Genomic DNA, 4,247 nt, shown 5'->3' on the forward strand with positions numbered 1-4,247 from the left:
GGTGGTGCAGTGAGCGATTACGCTGGTCATGCGGGGCAGCCTAGCGGCCCGGTCGATGTGACGACACCTCAATTCCGGTGGCCCGGTCGATCCCCGCGCCGCCTGGTGATCGTTTCGGTCGGCGCGGTGCTGGGCACCTTCCCGGCACAGACAAGGGGTGATGATGAGCCGATCCGTACCACTGCCACCGGCGCGTACCCGACGCTCGCTCGCGCTGCTCCCACTGCTCGGCACCATCGCGCTGGCCGCCGCCTGCACCACCACCGGGGAACCGCCCGACTCGGCCCCGGCGACCACCGCGCCGACCACCACGTCGGCGTCGGCGCCCCCGACGGGCGCACCGTCTCCGAGCGCGAGCAGCCCCCGGGTGACCATCCCGACCTCGGCCTTCGTCGAGTTGCCCGCCGAGCTGCGGAAGTCTCCACGACGGACGACACCCGTCGAGGAGGCCCTGCCGACGCTGTGCGGCAACGAGTTCGGCACCGGCGGCCGGCAGGTCACCGCGAGCGCCGCGATGACCGTCACCTACCAGACGGCCGGCGAGCCCGCCAGCAACGTGCCGCAGGGGATGATCCACCAGACCATCTTCACCTTCGACGGCGCCGGAGCCTCGGCCTACCTGGACCGGCTTCGCACCGCCGTGCAGGCGTGTCCCTCCTACGAGCAGGCCGGAAACCGGGTCACCGTCAAGAGCGAGGTGCTGACCGGGGTCGGTGGCGAGGGGCTGCTGCTGACCCGGACCTGGCCGGAGACGAGCCTGAACGGCGAACGCACCGGCGGCACCGCGTCCAGCCAGATCGCCGTGGCCCGCGTCGACAGCGCGGTGACGGTCTTCAACGACCAGGGGTGGGAGGGCACCAGCGGCAACCCGGCCATCCTGGACCGGGTCGTGCGCGACGGCGTACGCGCCATCGACGCCTGGCAGCGGTAGCTCACCCGGCTGCCGCCGAGACGGGGCTTCCACCGATCGGTCCGTTCCTCGGTCGGATCATGGACAACAGGACGCAAGCTGTGCTCACGCCGGGAGACCTTGGGCTCTCGGTCCACAGTGGGGTTACCGGATACGGCAGCCTGCCGGGCCATCAGCAGTGGTCGGTGGAGGAGGTCGTCATGTCCGATGCTCAGGAGACGAAGGCACCGTGGCTGCCGCCGCGGTGGTTCATCCGGCTGGCCTGGTCGGTGCACCGGGGTCTGTACCGGGTCACCGGCAGCCGGGTCGGGCTGTGGCGGCCGCGCGAGCACCGCTGGGGCACGCTGCGACTGACCACCACCGGTCGCCGCACCGGCCAGCAACGTAGCGTCATCCTCGCGTACTTCGAGGACGGCCCCAACCTGGTCGGGGTGGCGATGAACGGGTGGGGCGAGGGCGCCCCCGCCTGGTGGCTCAACCTGCAGGCCCACCCGGACGCGTCAGTGGACCTGGCTGACGGGCGGCGGCTGGTCCGCGGCCGGGCCGCCACCGCCGACGAGCGGACGCGACTGTGGCCACGCTGGCGCGGGGCCGACAAGAACTTCGAGGCCCATGCGGCGCGGCGATCGTCGGAAACCACTGTGGTGGTGCTGGAGCCCAGACCGGGTGGCGACTCCTCAATGCAGTGACGCGGTTGTTGACCTCAACACCCCGGGTCCACCGGGCTACCAGCGCTGCCACCCGGTCAACGGCCGAACGCGAGGTAGAGACCCAGGCCGAAGTTCACCACCAGGATGATCGCGCCGGCGACGGCAGACCAGCGCTGCCACGCCGTCCACCGGACCGTCCTCTGGGATTCGACGATGCCCGCCTCCTCCACCCGCACGGCTGCGATCCTCTCCCGCTCGCTGGTGTCCCGGCGGTCTGCGGTCATGTTGGCGCTGAACAGGGCGACGTTGGCGCGGAGCTCCTCGGTGAGAAATTGGAGAGCCTGCGTCATCGAGTCGATCGAACCATTGATCTTTCGCAGGTGCTCATCGTGCCCCTGTAGACGTTGCTCGATCCGACCCGCGTCGAGACCGCGGGCGTAGGCAGCCGCCTTTTCCTCGGTGTTCTCCGGACTTGTCATGGTGCCCTCGGCGTCGACGACGGCGCCGCGATCCCCCGCTGGGGCGGAATCTCCACGGCCGCCAGATGGCAGGGCCGGTGTCGAGGCGGGGTGCTTGTGAGAAGCATGGATGTCACCTCCTGAACCCGCACCACCTGGTCCGATGCATCAGTCGTACCACTCGCAGACCGTGAACGCCACTGCTCGGATCCGACAAAACCCCAGGTCAAGGGCCATTCCCGCTCAGCTCGCGCCGGGGTCGTGGGGCCGGGCAAGCCCGGGGAGACAACCGCGGCGGTACGCCGTTGCGAGCGCGTACATCCCGGGTGGTAGGCCCGTTGGCAACTCCGGCATGACGACTCGCGGGCGGTCCCGTTCCTACGCTGCCGCATGTAGTCGTCAGCCGACCGAGGGGAACCACGATGTCCGTCCGCCACCTGCTCGCCACCGCCGTAGCCGTCCCAATCGGGGGGATCACGCTCAGCGCGCCGGCAGCCGCGCACGCCTCGGCCCAGTCGACCGCAGCCGCTGCGCTCTCCATGAGCTCCGGGCGTCTCGGTGCCAGCGCCGCCGTCCTGCTGGGCCTGGCCGGCGCCGTCGTCGGGGGGCTGGCTCTGGCCCGCCCCGCCAGTCGCATCGGCACCGGCTCGGGCAGCCTCGGAGCCGTCCTGGCCCTGGCGGCGGGCCTGATCAGCATGGCGCTCGGTGGGCTGGTGGTGGTCACCTCCGACAGTGGCATCGGCACCGGCAACGGGCGAGGCGGCGCCTTCGTGGCCCTGGTGGTTGGACTGGTCGGCGTGGTCCTCGGTGGGCTGGCTCTGGCCCGCGCCCGTCGCACTGCTCGGCTGACCACCTGACCGGTCGGCACGCGGGTCGGAGCCCCGGTGGTGGCGCTGCCCGCCACCGTGGGCGTGCTCAGGAGCGGGTGAGCCAACCAGGCACGGTCAGGCCGGACTCGTAGGCGAGGATCACCAACTGGGCCCGGTCCCGGGCAGCGGCCTTGGTCATGATCCGGCTGACATGTGTCTTGGCGGTGGCCGGGCTCAGCACCAGGCGCGAAGCGATCTCGTCGTTGGACAGACCGGCCGCGACCAGCGCCAGCACTTCACGCTCGCGCTCGGTGAGCACGCTCAGTCGCGGCCCCGGATCGGGATGCCCGGCCCGGGCCGCGAACTCGGCGATCAACCGGCGGGTGATCGACGGCGCGATCAGCGCGTCACCGCGGGCCACGACCCGCACTCCGTGGATCAACTCGGCCGGCTCGGTGTCCTTGACCAGAAAGCCACTGGCGCCGGCCCGCAGCGCTCCATAGACGTATTCGTCCAGGTCGAACGTGGTCAGGATGATGACCCGGGCGTCGGAGTTCCCGACGATCTCCCCGGTGGCGGTCAGGCCGTCCAGCCCGGGCATCCGGATGTCCATGAGGACCACATCCGGCCGCAGTTGCCGGGCCAACCGCACCGCCTCGGCGCCGTCGGCAGCCTCGCCGACGACCTCGATGCCGTCCTCACCCTCCAGGATGGACCGGAAACCGGCGCGCACCAGGGTCTGATCGTCGACGAGCAGCAGCCGGATCATGCCCGCTCCCCCGCCGGGCTCGGCCGCGCCGGCAGCCGGGCGCAGACCCGAAAGCCACCGTCCGGCTGCGAGCCCGTGGTCAGCGAACCGCCCAGTGCCCGTGCCCGCTCCCGCATTCCGGAGATCCCGCTGCCCGGCGTGCCCGGTTGACTGGTGCCGTCGTCCTCGACCTCCACGAGCACGTCATCGTGGTCGGGCCGGACCCGGACCACCGCGGTGGTGGCACCCGCGTGCCGCGCCACGTTGGTGAGCGCCTCCTGGACGATCCGGTACACCGCCAGGTCGACCTCCGGTGGCAGCGGCCGGGTCTCGGCCAACTCGGTGCGGATCTCCAACTCCGGCCGACCGGCCGTCCTGACGAGATCGTCGAGGCGGGACAGACCGGGTGCGGGCACTGCCGCCCCCGCACCCTCTTCCCGCAGTACGCCGAGCGTCGCGCGCAACTCGTGCAGGGTCTCCTTGCTGGCCTGTTTGATCGCGGTGAGGGCCTGCTCGGACCGGGCCGGGTCGGGCCGGTGCAGCGCGGCGCTGGCCTGCACGTTGATCAGTGACAGGTGGTGGCCGAGCACGTCGTGCAGTTCCCGGGCGATGCGCAGCCGTTCCTCGGTGGCCCGTCGGCGGGCCGCCTCCGCCACCCGCTGCTCGGCGACG

General features: G+C 71.5%; 6 protein-coding genes. 3 read left to right on the forward strand and 3 right to left on the reverse strand.

The window, feature by feature from the left end:
• The first annotated feature begins 163 nt into the window (after positions 1-163).
• Together KBX53_RS24385 and KBX53_RS24390 are read left to right on the forward strand one after the other, a co-directional pair.
• Positions 164-931 (forward strand): hypothetical protein, encoded by a 768-nt coding sequence (locus KBX53_RS24385; protein ID WP_210861859.1) that lies wholly within the window; start codon positions 164-166, stop codon positions 929-931.
• Positions 932-1,110: 179 nt separating this feature from the next.
• Positions 1,111-1,599 (forward strand): nitroreductase/quinone reductase family protein, encoded by a 489-nt coding sequence (locus KBX53_RS24390; RefSeq protein WP_030333929.1) that lies wholly within the window; start codon positions 1,111-1,113, stop codon positions 1,597-1,599.
• 56 nt (positions 1,600-1,655) lie between these two features.
• Here KBX53_RS24390 and KBX53_RS24395 read toward each other — a convergent pair whose 3' ends face one another.
• Complete coding sequence (locus KBX53_RS24395) at positions 1,656-2,039, reverse strand: hypothetical protein (protein ID WP_030333927.1); 384 nt, start codon at positions 2,037-2,039, stop codon at positions 1,656-1,658.
• 401 nt (positions 2,040-2,440) lie between these two features.
• Between KBX53_RS24395 and KBX53_RS24400 the strand changes: the two genes are divergently transcribed.
• A complete protein-coding gene (locus KBX53_RS24400; protein WP_210861860.1) occupies positions 2,441-2,875 on the forward strand; it encodes a DUF6223 family protein in 435 nt (144 codons plus the stop codon).
• A gap of 58 nt (positions 2,876-2,933) precedes the next feature.
• Here the strand turns inward: KBX53_RS24400 and KBX53_RS24405 are convergent, their stop codons facing one another.
• Together KBX53_RS24405 and KBX53_RS24410 are read right to left on the reverse strand one after the other, a co-directional pair.
• Positions 2,934-3,596, reverse strand: a complete 663-nt coding sequence (locus KBX53_RS24405) for a response regulator transcription factor (protein ID WP_210861861.1) — start codon at positions 3,594-3,596, stop codon at positions 2,934-2,936.
• Positions 3,593-4,247 (reverse strand): sensor histidine kinase (locus KBX53_RS24410; protein WP_210861862.1); only part of this gene is annotated, 655 nt, incomplete at its 5' end. The genes KBX53_RS24405 and KBX53_RS24410, both read right to left, overlap by 4 nt.

Origin of the sequence: Micromonospora sp. M51, assembly GCF_018070305.1 — a bacterium.
In the GTDB taxonomy this organism is placed as follows: Bacteria; Actinomycetota; Actinomycetes; order Mycobacteriales; family Micromonosporaceae; genus Micromonospora; species Micromonospora parva.